The 23,164-nt window shown below is 63.8% G+C and carries 22 protein-coding genes and 1 pseudogene; 13 read left to right on the forward strand and 10 right to left on the reverse strand.

The features are described 5' to 3' along the window. Positions 1–86: 86 nt before the first annotated feature. The 5 genes and pseudogenes from GGR17_RS04750 to GGR17_RS04770 form a co-directional block, all read left to right on the forward strand. Positions 87–2,060: pseudogene (locus GGR17_RS04750) on the forward strand (methylmalonyl-CoA mutase family protein); the annotation flags it as partial. A gap of 88 nt (positions 2,061–2,148) precedes the next feature. After that, positions 2,149–2,472 (forward strand): H-NS histone family protein, encoded by a 324-nt coding sequence (locus GGR17_RS04755; RefSeq protein ID WP_054537878.1) that lies wholly within the window; start codon positions 2,149–2,151, stop codon positions 2,470–2,472. A gap of 9 nt (positions 2,473–2,481) precedes the next feature. Next, positions 2,482–3,186 carry a purine-nucleoside phosphorylase gene (gene deoD / locus GGR17_RS04760; protein ID WP_054537877.1) on the forward strand — a complete coding sequence of 235 codons (705 nt, stop codon included), beginning with the start codon at positions 2,482–2,484 and terminating at the stop codon, positions 3,184–3,186. A gap of 17 nt (positions 3,187–3,203) precedes the next feature. Continuing rightward, positions 3,204–4,187, forward strand: a complete 984-nt coding sequence (locus GGR17_RS04765) for an aldo/keto reductase (RefSeq protein WP_054537876.1) — start codon at positions 3,204–3,206, stop codon at positions 4,185–4,187. A 46-nt stretch (positions 4,188–4,233) separates the two neighbouring features. After that, a complete protein-coding gene (locus GGR17_RS04770; RefSeq protein ID WP_157445495.1) occupies positions 4,234–4,683 on the forward strand; it encodes a hypothetical protein in 450 nt (149 codons plus the stop codon). Positions 4,684–4,695: 12 nt separating this feature from the next. On the opposite strand, the gene GGR17_RS04775 is transcribed toward GGR17_RS04770, so the two are convergent. The 10 genes from GGR17_RS04775 to GGR17_RS04820 all read right to left on the reverse strand — a co-directional run bounded on the left by GGR17_RS04775 (position 4,696) and on the right by GGR17_RS04820 (position 12,541). Then, positions 4,696–5,415 carry a ZIP family metal transporter gene (locus GGR17_RS04775; protein WP_255353373.1) on the reverse strand — a complete coding sequence of 240 codons (720 nt, stop codon included), beginning with the start codon at positions 5,413–5,415 and terminating at the stop codon, positions 4,696–4,698. A 12-nt stretch (positions 5,416–5,427) separates the two neighbouring features. Continuing rightward, positions 5,428–6,207 carry a succinate dehydrogenase iron-sulfur subunit gene (locus GGR17_RS04780; RefSeq protein WP_037209622.1) on the reverse strand — a complete coding sequence of 260 codons (780 nt, stop codon included), beginning with the start codon at positions 6,205–6,207 and terminating at the stop codon, positions 5,428–5,430. A gap of 12 nt (positions 6,208–6,219) precedes the next feature. Continuing rightward, positions 6,220–8,025 (reverse strand): succinate dehydrogenase flavoprotein subunit, encoded by a 1,806-nt coding sequence (gene sdhA, locus GGR17_RS04785; protein WP_054537874.1) that lies wholly within the window; start codon positions 8,023–8,025, stop codon positions 6,220–6,222. A gap of 15 nt (positions 8,026–8,040) precedes the next feature. Further along, positions 8,041–8,412, reverse strand: coding sequence for a succinate dehydrogenase, hydrophobic membrane anchor protein (gene sdhD / locus GGR17_RS04790; RefSeq protein ID WP_037209625.1), 372 nt, complete (start codon positions 8,410–8,412; stop codon positions 8,041–8,043). Between the two features lie 13 nt (positions 8,413–8,425). Beyond that, positions 8,426–8,809 (reverse strand): succinate dehydrogenase, cytochrome b556 subunit, encoded by a 384-nt coding sequence (gene sdhC / locus GGR17_RS04795; RefSeq protein ID WP_054537873.1) that lies wholly within the window; start codon positions 8,807–8,809, stop codon positions 8,426–8,428. 169 nt (positions 8,810–8,978) lie between these two features. Further along, on the reverse strand, positions 8,979–10,013 hold the full coding sequence (locus GGR17_RS04800; RefSeq protein ID WP_054537872.1) for a MaoC family dehydratase: 1,035 nt from the start codon (positions 10,011–10,013) through the stop codon (positions 8,979–8,981). A 2-nt stretch (positions 10,014–10,015) separates the two neighbouring features. Further along, a complete protein-coding gene (locus GGR17_RS04805) occupies positions 10,016–10,219 on the reverse strand; it encodes a DUF1737 domain-containing protein (RefSeq protein ID WP_037209631.1) in 204 nt (67 codons plus the stop codon). Positions 10,220–10,224: 5 nt separating this feature from the next. Beyond that, positions 10,225–10,773, reverse strand: coding sequence for an NnrU family protein (locus GGR17_RS04810; protein WP_054540291.1), 549 nt, complete (start codon positions 10,771–10,773; stop codon positions 10,225–10,227). Between the two features lie 42 nt (positions 10,774–10,815). After that, positions 10,816–11,667, reverse strand: a complete 852-nt coding sequence (locus GGR17_RS04815) for an HpcH/HpaI aldolase/citrate lyase family protein (RefSeq protein ID WP_054537871.1) — start codon at positions 11,665–11,667, stop codon at positions 10,816–10,818. A gap of 118 nt (positions 11,668–11,785) precedes the next feature. After that, on the reverse strand, positions 11,786–12,541 hold the full coding sequence (locus GGR17_RS04820; protein WP_054540290.1) for a sulfite exporter TauE/SafE family protein: 756 nt from the start codon (positions 12,539–12,541) through the stop codon (positions 11,786–11,788). A gap of 155 nt (positions 12,542–12,696) precedes the next feature. Between GGR17_RS04820 and mdh the strand changes: the two genes are divergently transcribed. The 8 genes from mdh (at position 12,697) to lpdA (ending at position 23,118) form a co-directional block, all read left to right on the forward strand. Beyond that, on the forward strand, positions 12,697–13,659 hold the full coding sequence (mdh, locus tag GGR17_RS04825) for a malate dehydrogenase (RefSeq protein WP_054537870.1): 963 nt from the start codon (positions 12,697–12,699) through the stop codon (positions 13,657–13,659). 302 nt (positions 13,660–13,961) lie between these two features. Continuing rightward, positions 13,962–15,155, forward strand: coding sequence for an ADP-forming succinate--CoA ligase subunit beta (gene sucC / locus GGR17_RS04830; RefSeq protein ID WP_054537869.1), 1,194 nt, complete (start codon positions 13,962–13,964; stop codon positions 15,153–15,155). A gap of 4 nt (positions 15,156–15,159) precedes the next feature. Further along, the gene (locus GGR17_RS04835) at positions 15,160–15,696 is read left to right on the forward strand and encodes a hypothetical protein (protein ID WP_054537868.1); all 537 of its coding nucleotides are present in this window, start codon (positions 15,160–15,162) and stop codon (positions 15,694–15,696) included. Between the two features lie 17 nt (positions 15,697–15,713). Beyond that, positions 15,714–16,595: a succinate--CoA ligase subunit alpha gene (sucD, locus tag GGR17_RS04840; protein WP_037209641.1), complete on the forward strand. Its 882-nt coding sequence runs from the start codon at positions 15,714–15,716 to the stop codon at positions 16,593–16,595. Between the two features lie 66 nt (positions 16,596–16,661). Then, positions 16,662–19,622 carry a 2-oxoglutarate dehydrogenase E1 component gene (locus GGR17_RS04845; protein WP_054537867.1) on the forward strand — a complete coding sequence of 987 codons (2,961 nt, stop codon included), beginning with the start codon at positions 16,662–16,664 and terminating at the stop codon, positions 19,620–19,622. Positions 19,623–19,628: 6 nt separating this feature from the next. After that, positions 19,629–21,146, forward strand: coding sequence for a 2-oxoglutarate dehydrogenase complex dihydrolipoyllysine-residue succinyltransferase (odhB, locus tag GGR17_RS04850; RefSeq protein ID WP_054537866.1), 1,518 nt, complete (start codon positions 19,629–19,631; stop codon positions 21,144–21,146). Positions 21,147–21,196: 50 nt separating this feature from the next. Further along, a complete protein-coding gene (locus GGR17_RS04855; protein ID WP_054537865.1) occupies positions 21,197–21,586 on the forward strand; it encodes an MAPEG family protein in 390 nt (129 codons plus the stop codon). Positions 21,587–21,729: 143 nt separating this feature from the next. Then, a complete protein-coding gene (lpdA, locus tag GGR17_RS04860; protein ID WP_054537864.1) occupies positions 21,730–23,118 on the forward strand; it encodes a dihydrolipoyl dehydrogenase in 1,389 nt (462 codons plus the stop codon). Positions 23,119–23,164: the final 46 nt, after the last annotated feature.

Below are 23,164 nucleotides of genomic sequence, written 5' to 3' on the forward strand. Positions count from 1 at the left end.
TGCCGCAGCGCGGCGAATTGACATTGGCATAAAATTCCACGTATCACCCACAGAACGAAACAAAGTTACCAGAGCGATTCACGAGGCCCGCGATGACCGAGATGCAGAAAGACCGCCCATGGCTGTTCCGCACCTATGCGGGCCATTCCACCGCCCGGGCCTCCAACGCGCTGTACCGGGGCAATCTGGCAAAGGGCCAGACCGGCCTCTCCGTGGCGTTCGACCTGCCCACGCAGACCGGCTATGACAGCGACCATGAACTGGCGCGGGGCGAGGTCGGCAAGGTCGGCGTTCCGGTCGGCCATCTGGGCGACATGCGGATGCTGTTTCAGGATATCCCGCTGGAACAGATGAACACCTCGATGACGATCAACGCCACCGCGCCCTGGCTGCTCTCGCTCTACATCGCCGCGGCCGAGGAACAGGGCGCCGACATCAGCAAGCTGCAGGGCACCGTGCAGAATGACATCATCAAGGAATACCTGAGCCGCGGCACCTATATCTGCCCGCCCAAGCCCAGCCTGCGGATGATCACCGACGTGGCCGCCTATACCCGCGAACACCTGCCCAAGTGGAACCCGATGAACGTGTGTTCCTATCACCTGCAAGAGGCCGGCGCGACGCCCGAGCAGGAACTGGCCTTCGCGCTGGCCACCGCCACCGCCGTGCTGGACGATCTGAAGGGCAAGGTCAGCGACGAGGATTTTCCCGGCATGGTCGGGCGCATCTCTTTCTTCGTGAACGCGGGCGTCCGCTTTGTCACCGAGATGTGCAAGATGCGCGCCTTTGTCGAACTGTGGGATGAGATCTGCCTGGAGCGTTACGGCGTGGCCGACCCGAAATTCCGCCGTTTCCGCTATGGCGTTCAGGTCAACAGCCTGGGGCTGACCGAACAGCAGCCAGAGAATAACGTCTACCGCATCCTGATCGAAATGCTCGCCGTGACGCTTTCGAAAAACGCCCGCGCCCGCGCGGTGCAACTGCCGGCCTGGAACGAGGCGCTCGGCCTGCCGCGCCCGTGGGATCAGCAATGGTCGCTGCGGATGCAGCAGATTCTGGCCTATGAATCCGATCTTCTGGAATATGACGATCTGTTCGACGGCAACCCCGCCGTCACCCGCAAGGTCGAGGCGCTGAAAGACGGCGCGCGGGCCGAACTGGCCCAGATCGACAGTATGGGCGGCGCGGTGGCGGCCATCGACTATATGAAATCCCGGCTGGTCGAAAGCAACGCCGAGCGTATCGCCCGGATCGAGGGCGGCGACACCGTGGTCGTCGGCGTGAATCGCTGGACAGAGGCCGAGCCCAGCCCCCTGACCGCCGGGGAAGAGGCGATCATGGTCGCCGATCCCGAGGCGGAGGCCGATCAGATCGCCCGCCTGACCGCCTGGCGCGCAAGCCGCGATGAAACCGCCGTGCAGGCCGCACTGGACAAGGTGCGCACGGCGGCGGCAAGCGGCACCAACATCATGCCGCCCTCGATCGAGGCGGCAAAGGCCGGGGCCACGACCGGCGAATGGGGTGACATGGTGCGCGCCGCCTTCGGCCAGTATCGCGGCCCCACCGGCGTATCGAAAAACCCCTCCAACCGCACCGAAGGGCTGGAGCAGATCCGCGCCCAGGTTGATGCTGTGTCAGACAAGCTGGGCCGGCGGCTGAAGTTTCTGGTCGGCAAGCCCGGCCTCGACGGCCATTCCAACGGGGCCGAACAGATCGCCGCCCGCGCGCGTGACTGCGGCATGGATATCTCTTACGAAGGCATCCGCCTGACGCCCGGGGAAATCGTGCGCGCCGCCAAGGCGGAAGAGGTGCATGTTGTGGGCCTTTCGATCCTGTCGGGCAGCCATATCCCGCTGATCGAGGATCTGATGGGCCGGATGCAGACCGAGGGGCTGGGCCACATCCCCGTGGTCGTCGGCGGCATCATCCCCGAGGAAGACGCCCGCCGACTGGCGGCCATGGGCGTGGCGCGGGTCTACACCCCCAAGGATTTCGAGTTGAACCGGATCATGTTCGATATCGTCGGGCTGGTCGACCCCGGCGCCGCCGCAGCCGAGTAAGTACAGGCCCCGCCACGGATTTTAACGGATTTTCATTGCGAAACCGCCGTTTTTCCTGTCTTTTGCGGGATAAATTGGGGAGTACGCAATGAACACCGACCTGAACACGATGTCGCGCGAAGATCTGCTGGCGCTGCGCAGCCGGATCGACAAGGCGCTGGATCGGCTGGCCGTAGAGGAAAAGAAGAAAGCGCTCGAGGCCGTCAAGCAAGCCGCCAAGACCCATGGCTTCACGCTGGACGAGTTGATGCCGCTTGTCGATGGCGCCAAGCCCGCCAAAAAGACCAAGCTGCCGGCGAAATACCGCAACCCCGAAAACCCCAGCCAGACCTGGAGCGGCAAGGGGCGCCCGCCCGGCTGGATGAAGGAAGCGCTCGAGAACGGAACACCGCTGAGCGATCTGGCGATCTGAGGGTCCACGATGACCATCCACATCGGCGCGAAACCCGGCGACATCGCCGAAACCGTCCTTTTGCCCGGCGATCCTTATCGTGCGAAATGGGCGGCCGAGACGTTTCTGGAAAACCCTGTCTGCGTGAACCAGGTGCGCGGGATGCTGGGTTTCACCGGCACGTGGAAGGGAAACCGGGTCACGATCCACGGCTCGGGCATGGGCATGCCGTCGCTCTCGATTTACGCCAACGAGCTGATCGCCGAGTATAACGCGCAAACCCTGATCCGCATCGGCTCCTGCGGGGCGATGCAGGAAACCGTGAAACTGCGCGACGTGATCCTCGCGATGACCTCGTCCAGCCTCTCCACCCCGTCGAGCGGCATTTTCAGAGAGCTGAACTTTGCCCCCTGCGCCGATTACGGGCTGCTGCGCGCGGCGGCGGATGCGGCGGCGGCCAAAGGCGTTACCACCCATGTCGGCGGCATCTATTCATCAGACGTTTTCTACGATGAACGCCCCGATCTGAACGAACAGATGGTCCGCCACGGCATTCTGGGGGTCGAGATGGAGGCGGCGGAACTGTACAATCTCGCCGCCCGCCATGGCCGCCGGGCGCTGGCGGTGCTCACCGTATCGGACCACCTGCTGACACATCAGGCGCTGCCGTCCGAAGATCGCGAAACCGGCTTCGGCGCCATGGTCGAAATCGCGCTTCAGGCCGCCTTCGCCTGACCTTGGGAGAGACGAACATGCAAAAACGCAGACTTGGCGCCACCGGTCCCGAGGCCAGCGCCATCGGCCTGGGCTGCATGAGCTTTGCCGGCTTCTTCGGCAGCACCGACGAAGACGCCAGCATGGCCTGTATGCAAGCCGCCGTCGACGCCGGGATCGACTTTTTCGATACCGCCAATATCTATGGCATGGGTCGCTCGGAAAACGTGGTCGGCCGGTTCCTGACGGAAAGCAAGGCCCGGGTCACCATCGCCACCAAGGTCGGCATCGTCCCCGGCCCGCCGCGCCGGTTTGACAATTCCGCCGATTACATCCGCTCGGAACTCGAAGCTTCGTTGAAGCGGCTGGGCCGCGACCATGTGGAGCTTTACTATATCCACCGGCGCGAGGCGGAGCGGCCGGTCGAAGAAGTGGTGGAAACCCTGGCTACGCTGATCGGCGAAGGGCTGATCGGTGGCTACGGCCTGTCGGAGGTTGCCCCCTCTACCGTGCGGCGGGCCCATGCGGTGCACCCCTGCATGGCGGTGCAGAACGAATATTCGCTGTGGTCCCGCCAGCCCGAACTGGGCCTGCTCCAGACCTGCCGGGAGCTTGGCGTAGCCTTTATCCCCTTCTCACCGCTGGCGCGCGGCATGCTGGGCGAGGTGCCGCTGGACCCCGAACAGATGGAGCCGAAGGACTGGCGCCGCACCAACCCGCGGTTCACCCAGCCGAACTACGGCTACAACCTTGCCGCCGTCGACGGGTTCCGCCGCTTTTGCCGGGATCGCGGCTGGGCGGTCTCCGCCGCGGCGCTGGCCTGGGTGCTGGACAAGGGCGAACACCTGATCCCGATCCCCGGCACGCGCAGCGCCGCGCATCTGCGCGAATGGCTGGGTGCGTACGACATTGCCCTCACCGAAGATGATCGCGCCGAAATCGAGCGGCTGCTGCCCGCCGGCTTTGCCCATGGCGATCGCTACAGCGACGCACAAATCATCGGGGTGGAACGATATTGCTAGGCCCGGCGCGCCAGACCGGGCGCCTGTATTTCAGAAGGGATTTGAAATGACGTTTTTTAGATCTGCCTGCCTGATGGCACTGATGGCCCTTGGCACCCCGGTTCTGGCCCAGAGCGATGAATGGGGCAACCTGGGCGCGCTGATCGGCAGCACGCTGGGCCCCTATACCGGCGACGGCGGTGCCGTCTGGCTGCCCGACAGTGCCGACAGCGCCCGCGCGACCGAAGCCATCGCACTGCTGTATCAATCCAGCCCGACCGGCGGCAATGCAATCCAGCTGACCACCGGCTATTTCCGCAAGGGCGCAAACGGCTTTGCCTTCGTCGGCCCGTTGCAGGGGCTGTTCGGGATGGAGCCGCAAGATCCCCGCTTCTTTCCCGACCGGATCGAGGTAACGACCCTGACCCTCGGACCCGACGATCCCCGGTGCTGCCCGACCAAACTGATCCGCTGGTCGATCGACCGCGCCACCCTGCGGGCCACGCAACTCCCCTGATGCCGCTGCGGCCTAGGTCACGTAAAGCTCTCCGGCGAGGCCCACCATGAACCCCGCGACCGCGCCGAGCGGCGGCGCCCAGTGCCGTTCCAGCTTGGCCTGCGGCGCGATGTCGGCGAAGGTGAGGTAAAGAATGCCGCCACCCGCGAACAGCATGATGCCGCCCAGCAATCGTGGCATGGCAAACAGCACCTCTTCGCCCAGCAACGCGGCGGCCGGGCCAAGCAGGGCAAGCGCGGCGAAAAAGCCGATCAGACGCCGGGCAGACAGTCCATAGCCGGATTTCAGCTCACGGTAGGCGTTGAACGCCTCGGGCAGGTTTTGCAGCGCGATCAGCAGCGCCAGCAGCCGCGCCGTGGCCGCATCGCTGACCAGCATCGCGCCAAGGGCCATCGCCTCGGGCACGAAATCCAGCACCATCGCCAGAAGCTGCGCCCCCGATCCACCGTGTTCATGCAACCGGCGATCGAACAGAAAGAACACGAAACCGCCCGCGCCGAACAGCGCCAGCGCGGCCGGTGACGGCAGCCGTGCCGCCCCTTCCGGCACCAACACCAGCGCCACTGCCGAAAGCAGAACGCCGCCGCCAAAGGCGACGACGCTATGCCGGAACTCGCGCTCCATCCAGCCGGGCCGGAAATTCTCGAAGGCCGCGATGATGCCCCCGACCGGTATGGCGGCCCCCGCTATCGACGACAGCAACAGCGCGCCGACCAGGCTCTCGGGCAGCACGCGCGGCGCCCGTCAGACCGCGCGCTCGACCATCATCTTCTTGATCTCGGCAATCGCCTTGGCCGGGTTCAGCCCCTTGGGGCAGGTCTTGGCGCAGTTCATGATCGTGTGGCAACGGTAGAGCTTGAACGGATCTTCCAGATCATCCAGACGCTCGGGCGTGGCTTCGTCGCGGCTGTCGATGATCCAGCGATAGGCATGCAACAGCGCGGCGGGGCCAAGATAGCGGTCGCCGTTCCACCAGTAGCTGGGGCAGGAGGTCGAGCAGGAGGCGCACATCACGCATTCATAAAGCCCGTCGAGCTTCTTGCGGTCCTCGATCGACTGGCGCCACTCTTTCTGCGGGCGGTTTGTCTTGGTTTCCAGCCAGGGCATGATGCTGGCATGCTGGGCGTAGAAATGGGTGAGATCGGGGATCAGATCCTTGACCACCGGCATATGCGGCAGCGGATAGATCTTCACATCGCCCTTCACCTCATCCATGCCATAGATGCAGGCCAGCGTGTTGATCCCGTCGATATTCATCGCGCAGGATCCACAGATGCCCTCGCGGCACGAGCGGCGGAAGGTCAGCGTCGGGTCGATCTCGTTCTTGATCTTGATCAGCGCGTCCAGGATCATCGGGCCGCAGCTATCCATATCCACGAAATACGTGTCTACCTGCGGGTTCTGCCCGTCATCGGGGTTCCAGCGGTAAATCTGGAACTTCCGCACATTGGTCGCGCCTTCGGGCTTGGGCCAGGTCTTCCCGGTCTTGATCTTGGAATTCTTCGGAAGCGTGAATTGAACCATCGTTCCGTCTCCTTAATAAATCCGCGCCTTGGGCGCGATTTTCTTCAGATCAATCCCACCTTCATCCTGCGTGGTCAGAGGATCAAGGTGAACCGGGCGATAATCGAGCTGTACCGTATTGCCTTCGATCCGGGCCAGCGAATGCTTGCGCCAGTTGGCATCGTCGCGATCGGGGTAATCCTCATGCGCATGGGCGCCGCGGCTTTCCTTGCGCGCCTCGGCCCCGACGATGGTGGCCAGCGCGTTGGGCATCAGGTTGGTCAGCTCCAGCGTTTCCATCAGATCGCTGTTCCAGACCAGGCTGCGGTCGGAAACCTTGATGTCGGCCATCTTGGCGGCGACGGCCTGCATCTTCCCGACGCCCTCGGCCAGCGATTTGTCGGTGCGGAACACGGCGGCGTCGGCCTGCATCGTCTTTTGCATCTCGAGCCGCAGATCGGCGGTCGGGATCGAGCCGTTGGCGTTGCGCAGCGTATCGAACCGGTCCAGCGCCTTGTCGATCGAGGCCTGGTTCAGCACCGGGTTCTCGGCTTCCGGATCCACCACCTTGGCGGCACGGATTGCGGCGGCGCGACCGAACACCACCAGATCGATCAGCGAGTTCGAGCCCAGCCGGTTCGCCCCATGCACCGAGGCGCAGCCCGCCTCGCCCACGGCCATCAGGCCCGGCGCGATGGCGTCCGGGTTGTCGGCGGTCGGGTTCAGAACCTCGCCCCAATAGTTGGTGGGGATGCCGCCCATGTTGTAATGCACGGTCGGCAGGATCGGGATCGGTTCCTTGGTCACATCCACCCCGGCGAAGATCCGGGCGCTTTCCGAAATGCCGGGCAGGCGTTCGGCCAGCGCTTCGGGCGGCAGGTGGTTCAGGTGCAGGTGCATATGGTCCTTCTCGGGGCCCACACCGCGCCCTTCGCGGATTTCCATGGTGATGCAGCGGCTGACCACATCGCGCGACGCCAGATCCTTGTAGGTCGGCGCGTAGCGTTCCATGAACCGCTCGCCTTCGGAGTTGGTCAGATATCCGCCCTCGCCGCGCGCGCCTTCGGTGATCAGGCAGCCCGAACCGTAGATGCCGGTGGGGTGGAACTGCACGAATTCCATGTCCTGCAGCGCCAGCCCGGCCCGCGCGGCCATGCCGCCACCGTCGCCGGTGCAGGTATGGGCCGAGGTGGCGCTGAAATAGGCGCGGCCATAGCCGCCGGTGGCCAGCACGACCATCTTGGCGTTGAACACATGGATCGTGCCATCATCCAGCTTCCAGCAGACAACGCCCTGACACTGCCCGTCTTCCGACATGATCAGGTCGATGGCGAAATATTCGATGTAGAACTCGGCGTTGTTCTTCAGCGACTGGCCATAGAGCGTGTGCAGAATGGCGTGGCCGGTGCGGTCGGCCGCCGCGCAGGTACGCTGCACCGGGGGGCCTTCGCCGAATTCGGTGGTATGGCCGCCAAAGGGGCGCTGATAGATCTTGCCCTCTTCGGTGCGGCTGAACGGAACGCCGTAATGCTCCAGCTCATACACGGCCTTGGGCGCCTCGCGCGCCAGATATTCCATCGCGTCGGTATCGCCCAGCCAGTCCGAACCCTTGACCGTGTCATACATGTGCCACTGCCAGTTGTCGGGGCCCATGTTGCTCAGCGATGCGGCGATACCGCCCTGGGCGGCAACCGTGTGCGACCGTGTCGGGAAAACCTTGGTCACACAGGCGGTGCGCAGCCCCTGCTCGGCCATGCCCAGCGTGGCGCGCAGGCCGGAGCCGCCCGCACCAACGACCACGACGTCATAGGTATGCGTCTCGTATTCGTATGCAGCCATGTTTTTCGGTGCTCCTTAAAGCGCGATACGGGCGATGGCGAACACGCCCGTCGCCGCCGCCGCGTAGCTCAGGCAGGTCATCGCAATGATCAGGATCTTGCGGGTCAGCCCGTCGGTGTAATCTTCGATCGGCGACTGCACCCCGTTCTTGAAATGCACGAAGCCCACCACGATGGTCAGCGCCGCCACGATCGCCGGGAAGGGATGTTCGAAATAGGCGATCACCTCTTCATAGGGCTTGCCCAGCATCGGCCCGAAGGTGAAGACGAACAGCGGCACCAGGATCAGCAGCGCCACGGAGCTGACGGTCATGCCCCACATGTGATGCGCCCCGGAATGGGCCGCACCCATGCCCACGGCGCGTTTGCGATCGGTCAGAAATGCCATCCCGCTTCCCTCCTCAAATCACGATAACGGTAAGGATCGTCAGAACGACAGACCCGATGATGGCAGCCCAGCCCAGCTTCATCGCGACAGGCAGCTCCAGGCCGCGGCCCGTATCCCAGATCAGATGCCGGACACCGGCCAGCGCGTGATACCACAGCGCCCAGACCGATCCGAACATCACCAGATCGCCCAGCCAGGATGTGATGATACCATCGGCGAACGCGAAATATTCCGGCCCGCTCGCCGCCGCCAGGAACCACCACACGACCAGGATCGCGCCCACAAGCAGCGCATTGCCGGTGATCCGTGTCAGGATCGAGGTGATGGAGGTAAGCTGCGGCCGGTAAATCTGAAGGTGGGGGGAAAGCGGCCGGTTCCCCCGGTTCACGTCTGCCATGATTGGACCTTCTTTCTGTCTGGTAGCTTGGGTGTGGTGTTACCGATTTTTTCCGTCGAGTCACGGCTCGTTAGCGCTGAACATGCGGAATTTCAGCTTCCCGACGCGAAAAGTGCCGCTTTGTGATCACGCAAATTGCTTGCGTGATCACAAAAACCCCCACCCTGGCCTACCGGGGCATCAGCGCCCAATAATCGAGGTCCAGCAGAACGTCCGGGCTGTATTTCCCGTCCGTCCCCTTCAGGGCGAACGGTTCCGCATCACCCTTCACCGCCACCAACCGCAGCCGGATCGCGCCAACGCCCGGCGCATCGGTTTCCGCCTTGTCCAGCACCTCCGACCAGGCCTTCACCGTGTCGCCGCTGAAACAGGGGTTGGCATGGGCTCCGCCGTTCAGCCCCACGATCATCTGCGCATTGGCCAGCCCGTTGAACGAAAGTGCCCGGGCCATGGAGATCACATGCCCGCCATAGATCAGCCGCTGGCCGTCGGGCCGGAAGGTGGCATCGAAATGCACCTTGGCGGTGTTCTGCCACAGCCGCGTGGCGATCATGTGCTCGGCCTCTTCGATGGTCACGCCATCGACATGGTCGATGGTCTCACCCGGCTCGTAATCGCCCCAGCGATGCGGCTCGCCCGCCAATGTGAAATCATAGCCGCTGAAATCCAGGCCCGGCGGGATCATCAGATCGCCCGGATCGACGACATCGGCCAGCGCCGGAATCACCGTGTCGGGCGCCGCCGCCTCCGGGTCGCGCTTGCGCACCATCACCCAGCGCATGTACTCCAGAACCACCTCTGCCCGCTGGTTCAGCCCGCGCGTCCGCACGTAAACCACCCCTGATTTACCGTTGGAGTTCTGCTTCAGCCCGATCACCTCGCTCTCGGACCGCAGCGTATCACCCGGATAGACCGGCATCAGAAACCGCCCCTCGGCATAGCCCAGATTGGCCACCGCGTTCAGCGAAACATCCGGCACCGTCTTTCCGAACACCGTGTGAAAGGCGATCATGTCATCCAGTGGCGCGGCGGGCAGGCCGCAGGCCCGCGCGAAGTCATCCGAGGAATAAAGCGCATGCCGCGCCGGGTACAGCGCGTGATACAGCGCCCGCTCGCCGCCCGACAGGGTGCGCGGCACCGCATGGGCGATCACCTGCCCCAGCTTGTAATCTTCGAAAAACCGGCCCGGATTGGTCTTGGCCATGCTCACAACGCTCCCAGTTTCACATCGGGCGCATAGTCGCCCGCCACGTCCTTCACCACGGCCTGTGCGCAGCGCATCTTTCCGGTGGCCGCGTCAAAGGCATAGGCCGGATCCCCATAAAGAACCCAGCCCTTCGACAGCGCCTCCGTCACCTTGTGGCAAAAGGCCGACGTGTCTTCCTCGGTCAGCAAACGATAGGCTTTCATCGGCATCACATGGGAAAGGGCGACGGGCCGATCCAGTAGTGGATCCCCGCGATGGCCGCATAGACCACAACCGTGATCACACCCAGCCGGATATCACCTGCCACGCTGCCACCCTGCCACCGCTCCCACTCGGGTTCGCGGGCGTTGATCGCGAAGATCGACAAAACCGCCCAGATCAGCATGCCCCCGAACAGCACGACCGAGGCCAGATCGCCATTCACCAGCAGATGGCCCACCGCCCATGTGATCACACCCAGCAGCATCGGGTGCCGCAACCGGCCGCGCAACCGGCTCTTGGAATTTCCAAGCCCGAACAGCGCGACGGCGAAGAGCATCAGCAGATCGGTCAGATGCATCGTCCAGCTTGGCGGATACCACAGCGGCACCACCTCGGCGCCGCGATAGCCGATCACCATCAGCACCACGCCGGCAACCACCAGCAGGGCAACGACGCCCTTGAACTTGTCGCCCAGTCCCGCCCGCATCTCCGGCGCCAGGCGCTTGAACAGATGCGGGACCGACCAGACCAGCAGACCGAGTATCAACAGGGGCATCATGTCTCTCCTCAAATGTGAAATGCATTCACATCATAGCGCTTATCCAAGCCCGGCAATAGCCTCTGCCTTGGCCAGGGTTTCCCTTGCCGTCACGATATGCAGATTTTCCACGATCCGGCCATCCACAACCGCCACGCCCTGCCCTGCGGCCTCGGCCGCCTCGAAGGCGGCGATCTGACGGCGGGCCAGATCAATCTCTTCTTCGGTCGGGGCGAAGGCGGCGTTGGCGATGGCCACCTGCGCCGGATGGATCAGCGTCTTGCCATCGAAGCCCATGTCGCGGCCCTGATCACATTCGGCCTTCAGCCCCTCTTCGTCCTTGAACGCATTATAAACCCCGTCCACCGCCACGATCCCGTGCATCCGCGCCGCCATCAGGCAAAGCTGCAGCGCGGTCAGCATCGGCAGCCGGTCGGCCCGAAACCGGCATTTCAGCTCTTTCGCCAGATCATTGGTGCCCATCACGAAACCCGCCATGCGCGGATGCGCGGCGATCTCTTCGGCATGCAGCATCCCGGCCGAGGTCTCCATCATCGCCCAGAGCGGCACATCGGGGACAAGTTCGGCCACCGCCTGAACATCCGCCGCCGATCCCACCTTCGGGATCAGGATCGCATCCGCCCCACAGCCCGCGACCGCCGCGATATCCGCCCGGCCCCAATCGGTATCGAGCCCGTTGATCCGCACGATCTTTGCGCGCGCCCCATAGCCGCCCGCCTTCAGCGTTTCGGCCAGCAAGGTTCGGGCATTCGCCTTTTCCTCAACCGCGACCGCGTCTTCCAGATCAAAGATGATCGCATCCACCGCCAGGCCGCGCGCCTTGTCCAGCGCCCGTTCCTTGGACCCGGGGATATATAGGACAGACCGGTAAGGCCGTGCGTTCTGATCCATGATTCTTCTCTCCCGCAATTTTGTTGCGCAAACCATCACATCTGCGCAGCAACAGGCAACCCTTGATTTGCCGCGGCGCAGAATTGCCCCTGATGAAGCGATGCGCGCCGGGGCTGATTTATGTCAACGCGTCCCAGATCAGCTTGCTGCCAGTCAGGGTCAGCAGGGTATAGGTAATACCGAAAAACACCCGCTCCGGCACCATGCGATGCGCCTTTACCCCGAGCCACGCGCCGATCAGCATGAATGGCGCCAGATACAGATCCGCCTTCACCGTATCGGCGCTGAAAATTCCCAGAAAGGAATAGGGAACGAATTTCAGGGCATTGACCACCCAGAACACCAGAACAGTAGTGGCCTGAAACGCGGTCTTTCCCAGCCCCTCGGCCAGAAGATACACCGCCACCGGCGGCCCGCCCGCATGGCTGACAAAGCTGGTGAACCCGGCCGCCACCCCCGCCGCCGCGCCGACCTGCGGCGAAAACGGCTGCGCCCGGAACCGGAACAGCCTGAACCGCATCGCCAGCTGAAACGCCACGAACAGCACCGCCATGACGCCGATCAGCAGGCGGAAAACATCGGGATCGGCAGCCCGGTAAAGCAGCGCCCCCAGCACCACGCCGGGCACCGCCCCCAGGATCAGCCGCTTCGCGCAGGGCCAGTGCCACTGCTGCCAGAACGGCCCCAGCATGGCCAGGTCGGCCAGCATCAGCAGTGGCAGCATCATCCCCAGCGCCAGCGCCGGCGGCAGGATCAGCGCCAGAATCGGCGTTGCGGCAAATGCCGCTCCCCCTCCGAACCCGCCCTTGGAAACACCCGCGAACATCACCGCCGGTATGGCCAGGGCGAAAAAAGAGGTATCCATGCTCAACATCCGCGCCACCCCGAAAACCTGCACATTTTCCAGCCATACCCTAACGTTAGCGCCAGCAAAAGCGCCGATGCAGCGCCGCCGCGCCGCAGCAGGCTTGCACGACGCGTTGCGAATGGCTAGGCATCGGCCAATTCAAACAGACAGGGAATAACCTCATGTCCAGACCCAAGATCGCTCTCATCGGCGCGGGACAAATCGGCGGCACGCTCGCCCACCTGGCCGCGATCAAGGAACTTGGCGACGTCGTCCTGTTCGACATTGCCGATGGCACCCCCCAGGGCAAGGCGCTTGATATCGCTGAATCCGGCCCCTCCGAAGGGTTCGACGCGTCGCTGAAAGGCACTACCGACTATGCCGATATCGCGGGCGCCGACGTCTGCATCGTCACCGCCGGCGTGCCCCGCAAGCCGGGCATGAGCCGCGATGACCTGCTGGGCATCAACCTGAAGGTCATGAAATCGGTCGGCGAAGGTATCGCCACCCATGCCCCCGACGCCTTCGTGATCTGCATCACCAATCCGCTGGACGCGATGGTCTGGGCCCTGCGCGAATTCTCCGGCCTGCCCCATGCCAAGGTCGTCGGCATGGCCGGTGTGCTCGACAGCGCCCGCTTCCGCCATTTCCTCAGCGTCGAATTCGGCGTCTCGATGAAAGACGTCACCGCCTTCGTGCTTGGCGGCCACGGCGATACCATGGTGCCGCTTGCGCGCTACTCCACCGTTGCCGGCATTCCGCTGCCCGATCTGGTCGAGATGGGCTGGACCACCCAGGACAAGCTGGATGCGATCGTACAGCGCACCCGCGACGGCGGCGCCGAGATTGTCGGCCTGCTGAAAACCGGCTCTGCTTTCTATGCGCCCGCCACCTCGGCGATCGAAATGGCAGAGGCCTATCTGAAAGACCAGAAGCGCCTGCTGCCCTGCGCCGCCTACTGCGATGGCGAATTCGGCCTGAAGGGCATGTATGTGGGCGTGCCCACCATCATCGGCGCGGCCGGCATCGAAAAGGTCGTGGACATCAAGCTCAACAAGGACGAGCAGGTGATGTTCGACAAGTCGGTCGACGCGGTGAAGGGCCTCGTCGCGGCCTGCAAGGGCATCGACAGCACCCTGGCCTGAGCCTCGGCCCTACAGACATGTGAAGGGCCGGGTTGCCACACCCGGCCCTTTGCCGTTCCAGAAGAGGCAAGGGCCCGCGAACATGCTGCGGCGCGGCGTGCAAACGGCGCCTGGCGCCCGAATCGAAACATCAAAATTTCTGTTAGCGATAGCCGCTTGCCATTTGTGATCACAGCTTTCCAAAGTGTGATCACAAAAGCTGAAAACCCGGAATAATTCAACGAAACCGCGCGAAAACCGTTTCTCCGCCCCGCCGGACTGTGCCATTACATCAGAGAATTGCACTAGAACGGGACAGTTTCATGAACATTCATGAATACCAGGCGAAGGCTCTTCTTCGTGACTATGGCGCACCGGTCTCTGACGGCCGTGTCGTCCTTACCCCGCATGACGCCAAGACGGCGGCGGGCGAGCTTGACGGTCCGCTTTGGGTCGTCAAGGCGCAGATCCACGCCGGCGGCCGCGGCAAGGGCGCGTTTAAAGAGGCCGCCGCCGGTGAAAAAGGCGGCGTGCGTCTGGCCAAGTCGGTCGAGGAAGCCGCCGAGGAAGCCCGCAAGATGCTGGGCCACACCCTGGTGACCCACCAGACCGGCCCGGCCGGCAAGCAGGTCAACCGCATCTATATCGAAGACGGCTCGGGCATCGAGACCGAGCTTTACCTTGCGCTTCTGGTCGATCGTCAGACCAGCCGCATCTCGTTCGTCTGCTCCACCGAAGGCGGGATGGACATCGAAGAGGTCGCCGAGTCCACGCCCGAGAAGATCCTGTCCTTCTCCGTCGATCCGGCCACCGGCTATCAGCCGTTCCATGGCCGCCGTATCGCCTTTTCGCTGGGCCTGACCGGCAAGCAGGTCAAGCAATGCGTCGCGCTCATGGGCAACCTCTATCGCGCCTTCACCGAGAAGGACATGGAGATGCTGGAGATCAACCCGCTGATCGTGACCGACAGCGGCGATCTGAAATGCCTCGACGCCAAGGTCGGCTTCGACGGCAACGCGCTCTACCGCCAGCCCGACATCCTCGAGCTGCGCGACGAAACCGAGGAAGACTCCAAGGAACTGGCCGCGTCCAAGTTCGATCTGAACTATATCGCGCTGGACGGTGAAATCGGCTGCATGGTCAACGGCGCCGGCCTGGCCATGGCGACGATGGACATCATCAAGCTGTTCGGGGCCGAGCCTGCCAACTTCCTCGACGTGGGCGGTGGCGCCACCAAGGAAAAGGTGACCGAAGCGTTCAAGATCATCACCTCCGATCCCAACGTGAAAGGCATCCTCGTCAACATCTTCGGTGGCATCATGCGCTGCGACGTCATCGCCGAGGGCGTGATCGCCGCGGTGAAAGAGGTCGGCCTGCAGGTTCCGCTGGTGGTACGGCTCGAAGGCACCAACGTCGAGATGGGCAAGGAGATCATCAACGGATCCGGCCTGGCCGTCATCGCCGCCGACAACCTCAGCGATGCCGCCGAGAAAATCGTTAAAGCGGTGAAGGGGTAAGGCGATGCGCGGGTTCGGCCTTTTTCTTGGCATGGTTTTCGCGGCGGCGCCCGTCGCGGCCCAAAGCCATAAAGAGGCCGCCCGCGCCAATGTCGCCATTGCAGTCGAGCTGTGCGGTGCGTCCTATCCGGGTTCAGAGGCTTGGCTTGGGGCCTTCAGGGCCGCCGGGTTTGCCGAGCGTGTGGAAAACCTGGGCAATGGTGATCTCAACTACCATTTCACCGCCCCGGCCGACACCGCATCGGCTGTGATCTATCTGGGACAGATGGCCCCCGATTGCACGGTAACAACCCACTATATGGGCGTTACCGAAACCTCGCAGATGATTGGTGCGATGCTTGCGCAGCGTTCACCCGGAAAATACCTGCGCAGCGGTCTGCCCGGCAGCACCGCAGCGCCGGCAGACCAGTCCCCCGTCTGCGCGGTATTCACCGAACGTGGCGTAGAACTGCCGGAATTCATCGCCATTTCCTCTGCACGGGGCGGCAATATCTGCATCGAAGACGGCACCAGCCGCATCTACATCGCAACACTAGTTTAAAGTTCAAAGGACCAATCATGGCAGTCCTCGTAGACGAAAATACCAAAGTTATCTGTCAGGGCTTCACCGGCTCTCAGGGCACGTTCCACTCCGAACAGGCGATCGCCTATGGCACCAAGATGGTCGGTGGCGTGACCCCCGGCAAAGGCGGGCAGACCCATCTGGGCCTGCCGGTCTTCAACTCCTGCCACGAAGCGGTCGCCGTTTCCGGCGCCAATGCCTCTGTGATCTATGTGCCGCCGCCCTTCGCGGCGGATTCGATCCTCGAGGCGATCGACGCAGAGATCCCGCTGATCATCTGCATCACCGAAGGCATCCCGGTGCTGGACATGATGAAGGTCAAGCGCGCGCTGGAAGGGTCTTCGTCGATCCTGATCGGCCCGAACTGCCCCGGCGTCATCACCCCCGACGCCTGCAAGATCGGCATCATGCCCGGCCACATCCACAAGCGTGGCTCTGTCGGCGTCGTGTCGCGCTCGGGCACGCTGACCTATGAGGCGGTCAAACAGACCTCCGACTCCGGTCTGGGCCAGTCCACCGCCGTGGGCATCGGCGGCGACCCGATCAAGGGGACAGAGCATATCGACGTGCTGGAAATGTTCCTGGCCGATCCGGAAACCCAGTCTATCATCATGATCGGTGAAATCGGCGGGTCCGCGGAAGAAGAAGCCGCGCAATTCCTGGCCGATGAAAAGAAAAAGGGCCGCTGGAAACCGACTGCGGGCTTCATCGCCGGGCGCACCGCGCCTCCGGGCCGCCGGATGGGCCATGCCGGTGCCATCGTCGCCGGTGGCAAGGGTGCCGCCGAAGACAAGATCGAAGCGATGAAATCCGCCGGTATCGTCGTCGCCGACAGCCCGGCGGGCCTTGGCGAAGCCGTGCTCAAGGCTATCGGCTGATCCATCCTCAAACCAATTGCCGCGCCCCGGCGAACGGGGCGCGGCGCCAATTCATCAGGTGTCGCCATGACCGAGCAAAGCCCCAACGACGTTTTCCATTCCTCGTCCTTCCTGCAGGGGCATAACGCGGAATATATCGAACAGCTCTACGCCCGCTATGCCAACGATCCCAACGCGGTCGATGAGGCGTGGCAGCAGTTCTTCCGCGCGCTCGGCGACGAAGAGATGGACGTCAAGAAAGAGGCCGCCGGCCCCTCGTGGGCGCGCACCGACTGGCCGCCGCAACCCGACGACGATCTGACCGCCGCCCTTGACGGCCAGTGGCCCGCCCCCCCGGCCGAGGCGAAGGACGCCGGCAAGAAGATCAAGGCCAAGGCCGCCGAAAAGGGCGTTGCGCTGTCTGACGAGCAGGTCAAGCGCGCGGTGCTGGATTCGATCCGCGCCCTGATGATCATCCGCGCCTACCGTATCCGTGGCCATCTCGTGGCCGATCTCGATCCGCTCGGCATGCAGGACAAGACCCCGCACCCCGAGCTGGACCCGAAATCCTACGGCTTCACCAGCGCCGACATGGACCGGCCGATCTTCATCGACAACGTGCTGGGCCTGCAGGTCGCATCGCTGCGCGAGATTCTGGACATCGTCAAACGCACCTATTGCGGCACCTTCGCGCTGCAATACATGCATATCTCCGACCCTGAACAGGCCGGCTGGCTGAAGGAACGGATCGAAGGCTTCGGCAAGGAAATCACCTTCACCCGCGAAGGCCGCCGCGCCATCCTCAACAAGCTGGTCGAGGCCGAGGGTTTCGAAAAATTCCTCCATGTCAAATACATGGGCACCAAGCGCTTCGGGCTGGACGGCGGCGAGAGCCTGATCCCGGCGATGGAGCAGATCATCAAGCGCGGCGGCGCCCTTGGCGCGCGCGAGATCGTCATCGGTATGCCCCACCGGGGCCGCCTGTCGGTGCTGGCCAACGTGATGGCCAAACCCTATCGCGCCATCTTCAACGAATTCCAGGGCGGCAGCTTCAAGCCCGAAGATGTCGATGGCTCGGGCGACGTGAAATATCACCTCGGCGCCTCCAGCGACCGCGAATTCGACAATAACAAGGTGCACCTGTCGCTCACCGCGAACCCCAGCCACCTCGAGGCGGTGAACCCGGTGGTGCTGGGCAAGGCCCGCGCCAAGCAGTTTCAACTGAACGATCCCAAGCGCGAAACGGTGATCCCCGTGCTGCTGCACGGCGACGCAGCCTTTGCCGGCCAGGGCGTCGTGGCTGAATGCTTTGGCATGTCCGGCCTTGTCGGCCACCGCACCGGCGGCACCATCCACATTGTCGTGAACAACCAGATCGGTTTCACCACCGCGCCGCATTACTCGCGCAGCTCGCCCTATCCCACCGACATCGCGCTGATGGTCGAGGCGCCGATTTTCCACGTCAATGGCGACGACCCCGAGGCGGTGGTGCATGCCGCCAAGGTGGCCACCGAGTTCCGCCAGAAATTCCACCGCGATGTGGTCATCGACATCTTCTGCTATCGCCGCTTCGGGCATAACGAAGGCGACGAGCCGATGTTCACCAACCCGCTGATGTACAAGAAGATCAAGAAGCAGAAGACCACGCTTCAGCTCTACACCGATCGCCTGGTCAAGGACGGGCTGATCCCCGAGGGCGAGATCGAGGATATGAAGGCCGCGTTCCAGGCCCATCTGAACGAAGAGTTCGAGGCCGGCAAGGATTACAAGCCCAACAAGGCCGACTGGCTGGATGGCCGCTGGTCGCACCTCAACCGCGAGGGAGAGGAATACCAGCGCGGCGATACCTCGATCACCGAAGAAACGATGCAACAGGTCGGCGCCGCGCTGACCACCTCCCCCACGGGCTTTGCCCTGCACAAGACGGTCGGGCGCCTTCTGGAAACCAAGAAGGAGATGTTCGCCACCGGAAAGGGCTTCGACTGGGCCACCGCCGAGTCGCTGGCCTTCGGCTCGCTCCTGACCGAAGGATACCCCGTGCGCCTCGCCGGCCAGGACAGCACGCGCGGCACCTTCTCTCAGCGCCACTCGGCCTTCATCAGCCAGGACACGGAGGAACGGTATTATCCGCTGAACCATATCCGCGAAGGCCAGGCCCATTACGAAGTCATCGATTCGATGCTTTCGGAATATGCGGTGCTCGGCTTCGAATACGGCTATTCGCTGTCCGAACCCAACGCGCTGGTGATGTGGGAAGCGCAGTTCGGCGATTTCGCCAACGGCGCCCAGATCATGTTCGATCAGTTCATCAGCTCGGGCGAACGCAAATGGCTGCGCATGTCGGGGCTTGTGATGCTGCTGCCCCACGGCTTCGAGGGCCAGGGCCCTGAACACAGTTCGGCGCGGCTGGAGCGGTTCCTGCAGAACTCGGCCGAAGACAACTGGATCGTCGCCAACTGCTCGACCCCGGCGAACTATTTCCACATCCTGCGCCGCCAGCTGCACCGCACCTTCCGCAAGCCGTTGGTGCTGATGACGCCGAAATCGCTGCTGCGCCACAAGCTGGCCGTGTCCGATGCGGCCGATTTCACCACCGGCTCGTCTTTCCACCGCGTGCTGTGGGACGACGCCGAGAAGGGCGCCGCCGGCATCACCCTCGCCGCCGATGACAAGATCAAGCGCGTGGTGATCTGTTCGGGCAAGGTCTACTATGACCTGCTCGAGGAACGTGATGCTCGCGGCATCGACGACATCTATCTGCTGCGCCTCGAACAGTTCTATCCCTTCCCGGCGATCAGCCTGGTGAAAGAGCTTGAACGCTTCAAACAGGCCGAAGTCGTCTGGTGCCAGGAAGAGCCCAAGAACCAGGGTGGGTGGACCTTCGTAGAACCGAACCTCGAATGGGTTCTGACCCGCATCTCGGCCAAACACGCCCGCCCCCGCTACGTGGGCCGCAACGCCTCTGCCTCGCCCGCCACGGGCCTGGCCAGCCAGCACAAAGCACAGCAAACAGCGCTCGCAAACGAAGCGCTGACCATCGAAGGGTAATCCACTATGTCCACTGAAGTTCGCGTACCCACCCTTGGTGAAAGCGTCACCGAGGCCACCGTCGCCACATGGTTCAAGAAACCCGGCGACAGCGTCGCGGTCGATGAAATGCTGTGTGAACTGGAAACCGACAAGGTCACGGTAGAGGTGCCCTCGCCCGTCGCCGGCACGATGGGAGAGATCGTCGCCGCCGAAGGCGAAACCGTCGGCGTCGACGCGCTGCTGGCCATGATCAGCGAAGGCGCCGCCGCCCCGGCCCCCGCGAAAGCCGCAGCGCCCGCCGCCCCTGCGGAAACCGGCGGCGAAAGCATCGACGTGATGGTGCCGACCCTGGGTGAAAGCGTGACCGAGGCCACCGTCTCCACCTGGTTCAAACAGGTCGGCGATACCGTCGCCCAGGACGAGATGCTGTGCGAGCTGGAAACAGACAAGGTCTCGGTCGAGGTGCCCGCCCCCGCCGCCGGCACGCTCACCTCCATTCTGGCGCAAGAGGGTGACACCGTCGAAGCCGCCGGCAAGCTCGCCGTACTGAGCACCGGCGCGGGCGCCGCCGCGCCCGCCCCCGCCGCGGCCCCCGCCCCCGCCGCGGCCCCCGCCCCCGCCGCGGCCCCGTCATCCGGCAAGGACGTCGAAGATGCGCCCTCGGCCAAAAAGCTGATGGCGGAAAAAGGCGTGTCCGCCGCCCAGGTCAGCGGCACCGGCCGCGATGGCCGGATCATGAAGGAAGACGTGCAAAAGGCGATCGCCGCTGGCACCCAGGCCGCCGCTGCCGCCCCCGCCGCCGCCACCGCCACCCCGCGCGCGCCTGTCGCCGCCGATGATGCGGCACGCGAGGAACGGGTGAAAATGACCCGCCTGCGCCAGACCATCGCCCGGCGCCTGAAAGACAGCCAGAACACCGCCGCCATGCTGACCACCTATAACGAGGTGGACATGAGCGCGACGATGGCCCTGCGCAAGGAATACAAGGATCTGTTCGAGAAGAAGCACGGTGTGCGCCTCGGCTTCATGTCCTTCTTCACCAAGGCCTGCTGCCATGCGCTGAAAGAAGTGCCCGAGGTCAACGCCGAGATCGACGGCACCGATATCGTCTACAAGAACTTCGTTCACATGGGCATTGCCGCAGGCACGCCCACAGGTCTCGTGGTGCCCGTGATCCGCGACGCCGACGCGATGTCCTTTGCCGAAATCGAAAAGGCGATCGCCGAAAAAGGCGCCCGCGCCCGTGACGGCAAACTGTCGATGGCCGAAATGCAGGGCGGCACCTTCACCATTTCCAACGGCGGCGTCTACGGCTCGCTCCTGTCCTCGCCCATCCTGAACCCGCCGCAGTCCGGCATCCTCGGCATGCACAAGATCCAGGACCGTCCGGTCGTGGTCGGCGGCGAGATCGTGATCCGCCCGATGATGTACCTGGCGCTGTCCTATGACCACCGCATCGTCGATGGCAAAGGCGCCGTCACCTTCCTGGTGCGGGTCAAGGAAGCCCTCGAAGATCCGCGCCGTTTGCTGATGGATCTGTGATAGATCGGCCCCCCTGCCACGGCAGGGGTGCACCACCCCCGGAGTCGCCCATGACCCCTGAACTCACCGCCCTCACCCTCGCCGCACTGCTGCAGGTGCTCCAGTTCTTCGCCTATGCGGTGGCCGCCAACGCACAGGTCGGCCCCAAAACCGCCATGGGCCCGCGCGACACCCCCATGCACGTCACCGGGCTGGCTGGCCGGCTCCATCGCGCGCTGAGCAATCATTTCGAAGGGCTGACCCTCTTCACCATCGCGGTCGTGGTCACCACCCTGTCGGATCAGGCCAGCCCCTTCACCGCCACCTGCGGCTGGGTCTATCTCGCCGCGCGCGTGGCCTATGTGCCGGCTTACGCCCTCGGCCTTTCCCCCTGGCGGACGCTGATCTGGGCCTTGGGCTTTGTCGCCACCGTCGCCATGCTGCTTGCAGCGGTGCTGTGATGTTTCTTCTTCGCCGAAATATCCTCGGGGGTGAATTGGTCGAAGACCAAGAGGGGGCAGACAGCCCCCACCCCCCGGCCGAAATTCCTGTGCCCGCGTACCCCGCCCGGCGCAGATGCCAAAATAACCGAAGGAAATGACCCATGGCAGACTATGATGTGATCGTGATCGGCGGCGGCCCCGGCGGCTATGTCTGCGCCATCCGCTGCGCCCAGCTGGGCCTGAAAACCGCCTGTGTCGAAGGCCGCGAAACCCTCGGCGGCACCTGCCTGAACGTGGGCTGCATCCCCTCCAAGGCCCTGCTGCACGCCACCCACAGCCTGCACGAAGCCGAGCATAACTTCGCCACCATGGGCCTGAAGGGCAAATCGCCCTCCGTCGACTGGAAACAGATGCTCTCCTACAAGGATGATGTCATCGGGCAGAACACCAAGGGCATCGAATTCCTGTTCAAGAAGAACAAGGTCGACTGGCTGAAAGGCTGGGGCTCCATCCCCGCCGCCGGCCAGGTCAAGGTCGGCGAAGAACTGCACAACGCGAAAAACATCGTCATCGCCACCGGGTCCGAGGCATCTTCGCTGCCGGGGATCGAGGTCGACGAGAAAATCGTCGTCACCTCCACCGGCGCGCTCGAACTGCCGAAGATCCCGAAATCCATGGTGGTGATCGGCGCCGGTGTGATCGGGCTGGAAATGGGCTCGGTCTATGCCCGGCTGGGCAGCGAGGTCACGGTCGTCGAATACCTCGATCACATCACCCCCGGTATGGATGCCGAGATCAGCCGCAGCCTTCAGAAGCTTCTGAAGAAGCAGGGGCTGAACTTCGTCCTCGGCGCCGCCGTTCAGGGGGTCGAGCCCCTGAAAACCAAGGCGAAGGTAGGCTACAAGCTGCGCAAGGACGACAGCGAGGCCACGCTCGACGCCGACGTGGTGCTGGTCGCCACCGGCCGCAAGCCCTTCACCGACGGGCTGGGGCTTCAGGCGCTTGGCGTCGAGCTTCTGCCGCGCGGCCAGATCAAGACCGATGGCCACTGGGCCACCAACCTGCCCGGCGTCTATGCTATCGGTGACGCCATTGAAGGCCCGATGCTGGCCCACAAGGCCGAGGATGAAGGCATGGCCGTGGCCGAGGTCATCGCCGGGAAATCCGGGCATGTAAATTACGGGGTCATCCCCGGCGTGATCTACACCCACCCCGAGGTCGCCAGCGTCGGCAAGACCGAGGAACAGCTCAAAGAGGAAGGCCGCGCCTACAAGGCCGGGAAATTCTCTTTCATGGGCAATGCCCGCGCCAAGGCGGTGTTCGCCGGCGACGGATTCGTGAAAATCCTGGCCGACAAGGAAACCGACCGCATTCTGGGCGCGCATATCATCGGCCCGGCGGCGGGCGATCTGATCCACGAGATCTGCGTGGCGATGGAATTCGGCGCCTCGGCTCAGGATCTGGCCCTGACCTGCCACGCCCACCCGACCTATTCGGAAGCGGTGCGCGAGGCCGCCCTGGCCTGCGGCGACGGCGCGATCCACGCTTAAGCAAAACCGGGCCGGCGGCGGCGGTTGCCCCGATTGGCCCGGTCCT

Source organism: Actibacterium naphthalenivorans, assembly GCF_014196965.1.
Classification (GTDB): Bacteria; Pseudomonadota; Alphaproteobacteria; order Rhodobacterales; family Rhodobacteraceae; genus Actibacterium_A; species Actibacterium_A naphthalenivorans.

Coding starts and splice junctions, on each gene's coding strand:
- GGR17_RS04755 (WP_054537878.1), top strand. CDS start 2,149: ATGAACACCGACCTGAACACGATGTCGCGCGAAGATCTGCTGGCGCTG.
- deoD (WP_054537877.1), top strand. CDS start 2,482: ATGACCATCCACATCGGCGCGAAACCCGGCGACATCGCCGAAACCGTC.
- GGR17_RS04765 (WP_054537876.1), top strand. CDS start 3,204: ATGCAAAAACGCAGACTTGGCGCCACCGGTCCCGAGGCCAGCGCCATC.
- GGR17_RS04770 (WP_157445495.1), top strand. CDS start 4,234: ATGACGTTTTTTAGATCTGCCTGCCTGATGGCACTGATGGCCCTTGGC.
- GGR17_RS04780 (WP_037209622.1), bottom strand. CDS start 6,207: ATGGTTCAATTCACGCTTCCGAAGAATTCCAAGATCAAGACCGGGAAG.
- sdhA (WP_054537874.1), bottom strand. CDS start 8,025: ATGGCTGCATACGAATACGAGACGCATACCTATGACGTCGTGGTCGTT.
- sdhD (WP_037209625.1), bottom strand. CDS start 8,412: ATGGCATTTCTGACCGATCGCAAACGCGCCGTGGGCATGGGTGCGGCC.
- sdhC (WP_054537873.1), bottom strand. CDS start 8,809: ATGGCAGACGTGAACCGGGGGAACCGGCCGCTTTCCCCCCACCTTCAG.
- GGR17_RS04800 (WP_054537872.1), bottom strand. CDS start 10,013: ATGGCCAAGACCAATCCGGGCCGGTTTTTCGAAGATTACAAGCTGGGG.
- GGR17_RS04805 (WP_037209631.1), bottom strand. CDS start 10,219: ATGAAAGCCTATCGTTTGCTGACCGAGGAAGACACGTCGGCCTTTTGC.
- GGR17_RS04810 (WP_054540291.1), bottom strand. CDS start 10,773: ATGCCCCTGTTGATACTCGGTCTGCTGGTCTGGTCGGTCCCGCATCTG.
- GGR17_RS04815 (WP_054537871.1), bottom strand. CDS start 11,667: ATGGATCAGAACGCACGGCCTTACCGGTCTGTCCTATATATCCCCGGG.
- GGR17_RS04820 (WP_054540290.1), bottom strand. CDS start 12,541: ATGTTGAGCATGGATACCTCTTTTTTCGCCCTGGCCATACCGGCGGTG.
- mdh (WP_054537870.1), top strand. CDS start 12,697: ATGTCCAGACCCAAGATCGCTCTCATCGGCGCGGGACAAATCGGCGGC.
- sucC (WP_054537869.1), top strand. CDS start 13,962: ATGAACATTCATGAATACCAGGCGAAGGCTCTTCTTCGTGACTATGGC.
- GGR17_RS04835 (WP_054537868.1), top strand. CDS start 15,160: ATGCGCGGGTTCGGCCTTTTTCTTGGCATGGTTTTCGCGGCGGCGCCC.
- sucD (WP_037209641.1), top strand. CDS start 15,714: ATGGCAGTCCTCGTAGACGAAAATACCAAAGTTATCTGTCAGGGCTTC.
- GGR17_RS04845 (WP_054537867.1), top strand. CDS start 16,662: ATGACCGAGCAAAGCCCCAACGACGTTTTCCATTCCTCGTCCTTCCTG.
- odhB (WP_054537866.1), top strand. CDS start 19,629: ATGTCCACTGAAGTTCGCGTACCCACCCTTGGTGAAAGCGTCACCGAG.
- GGR17_RS04855 (WP_054537865.1), top strand. CDS start 21,197: ATGACCCCTGAACTCACCGCCCTCACCCTCGCCGCACTGCTGCAGGTG.
- lpdA (WP_054537864.1), top strand. CDS start 21,730: ATGGCAGACTATGATGTGATCGTGATCGGCGGCGGCCCCGGCGGCTAT.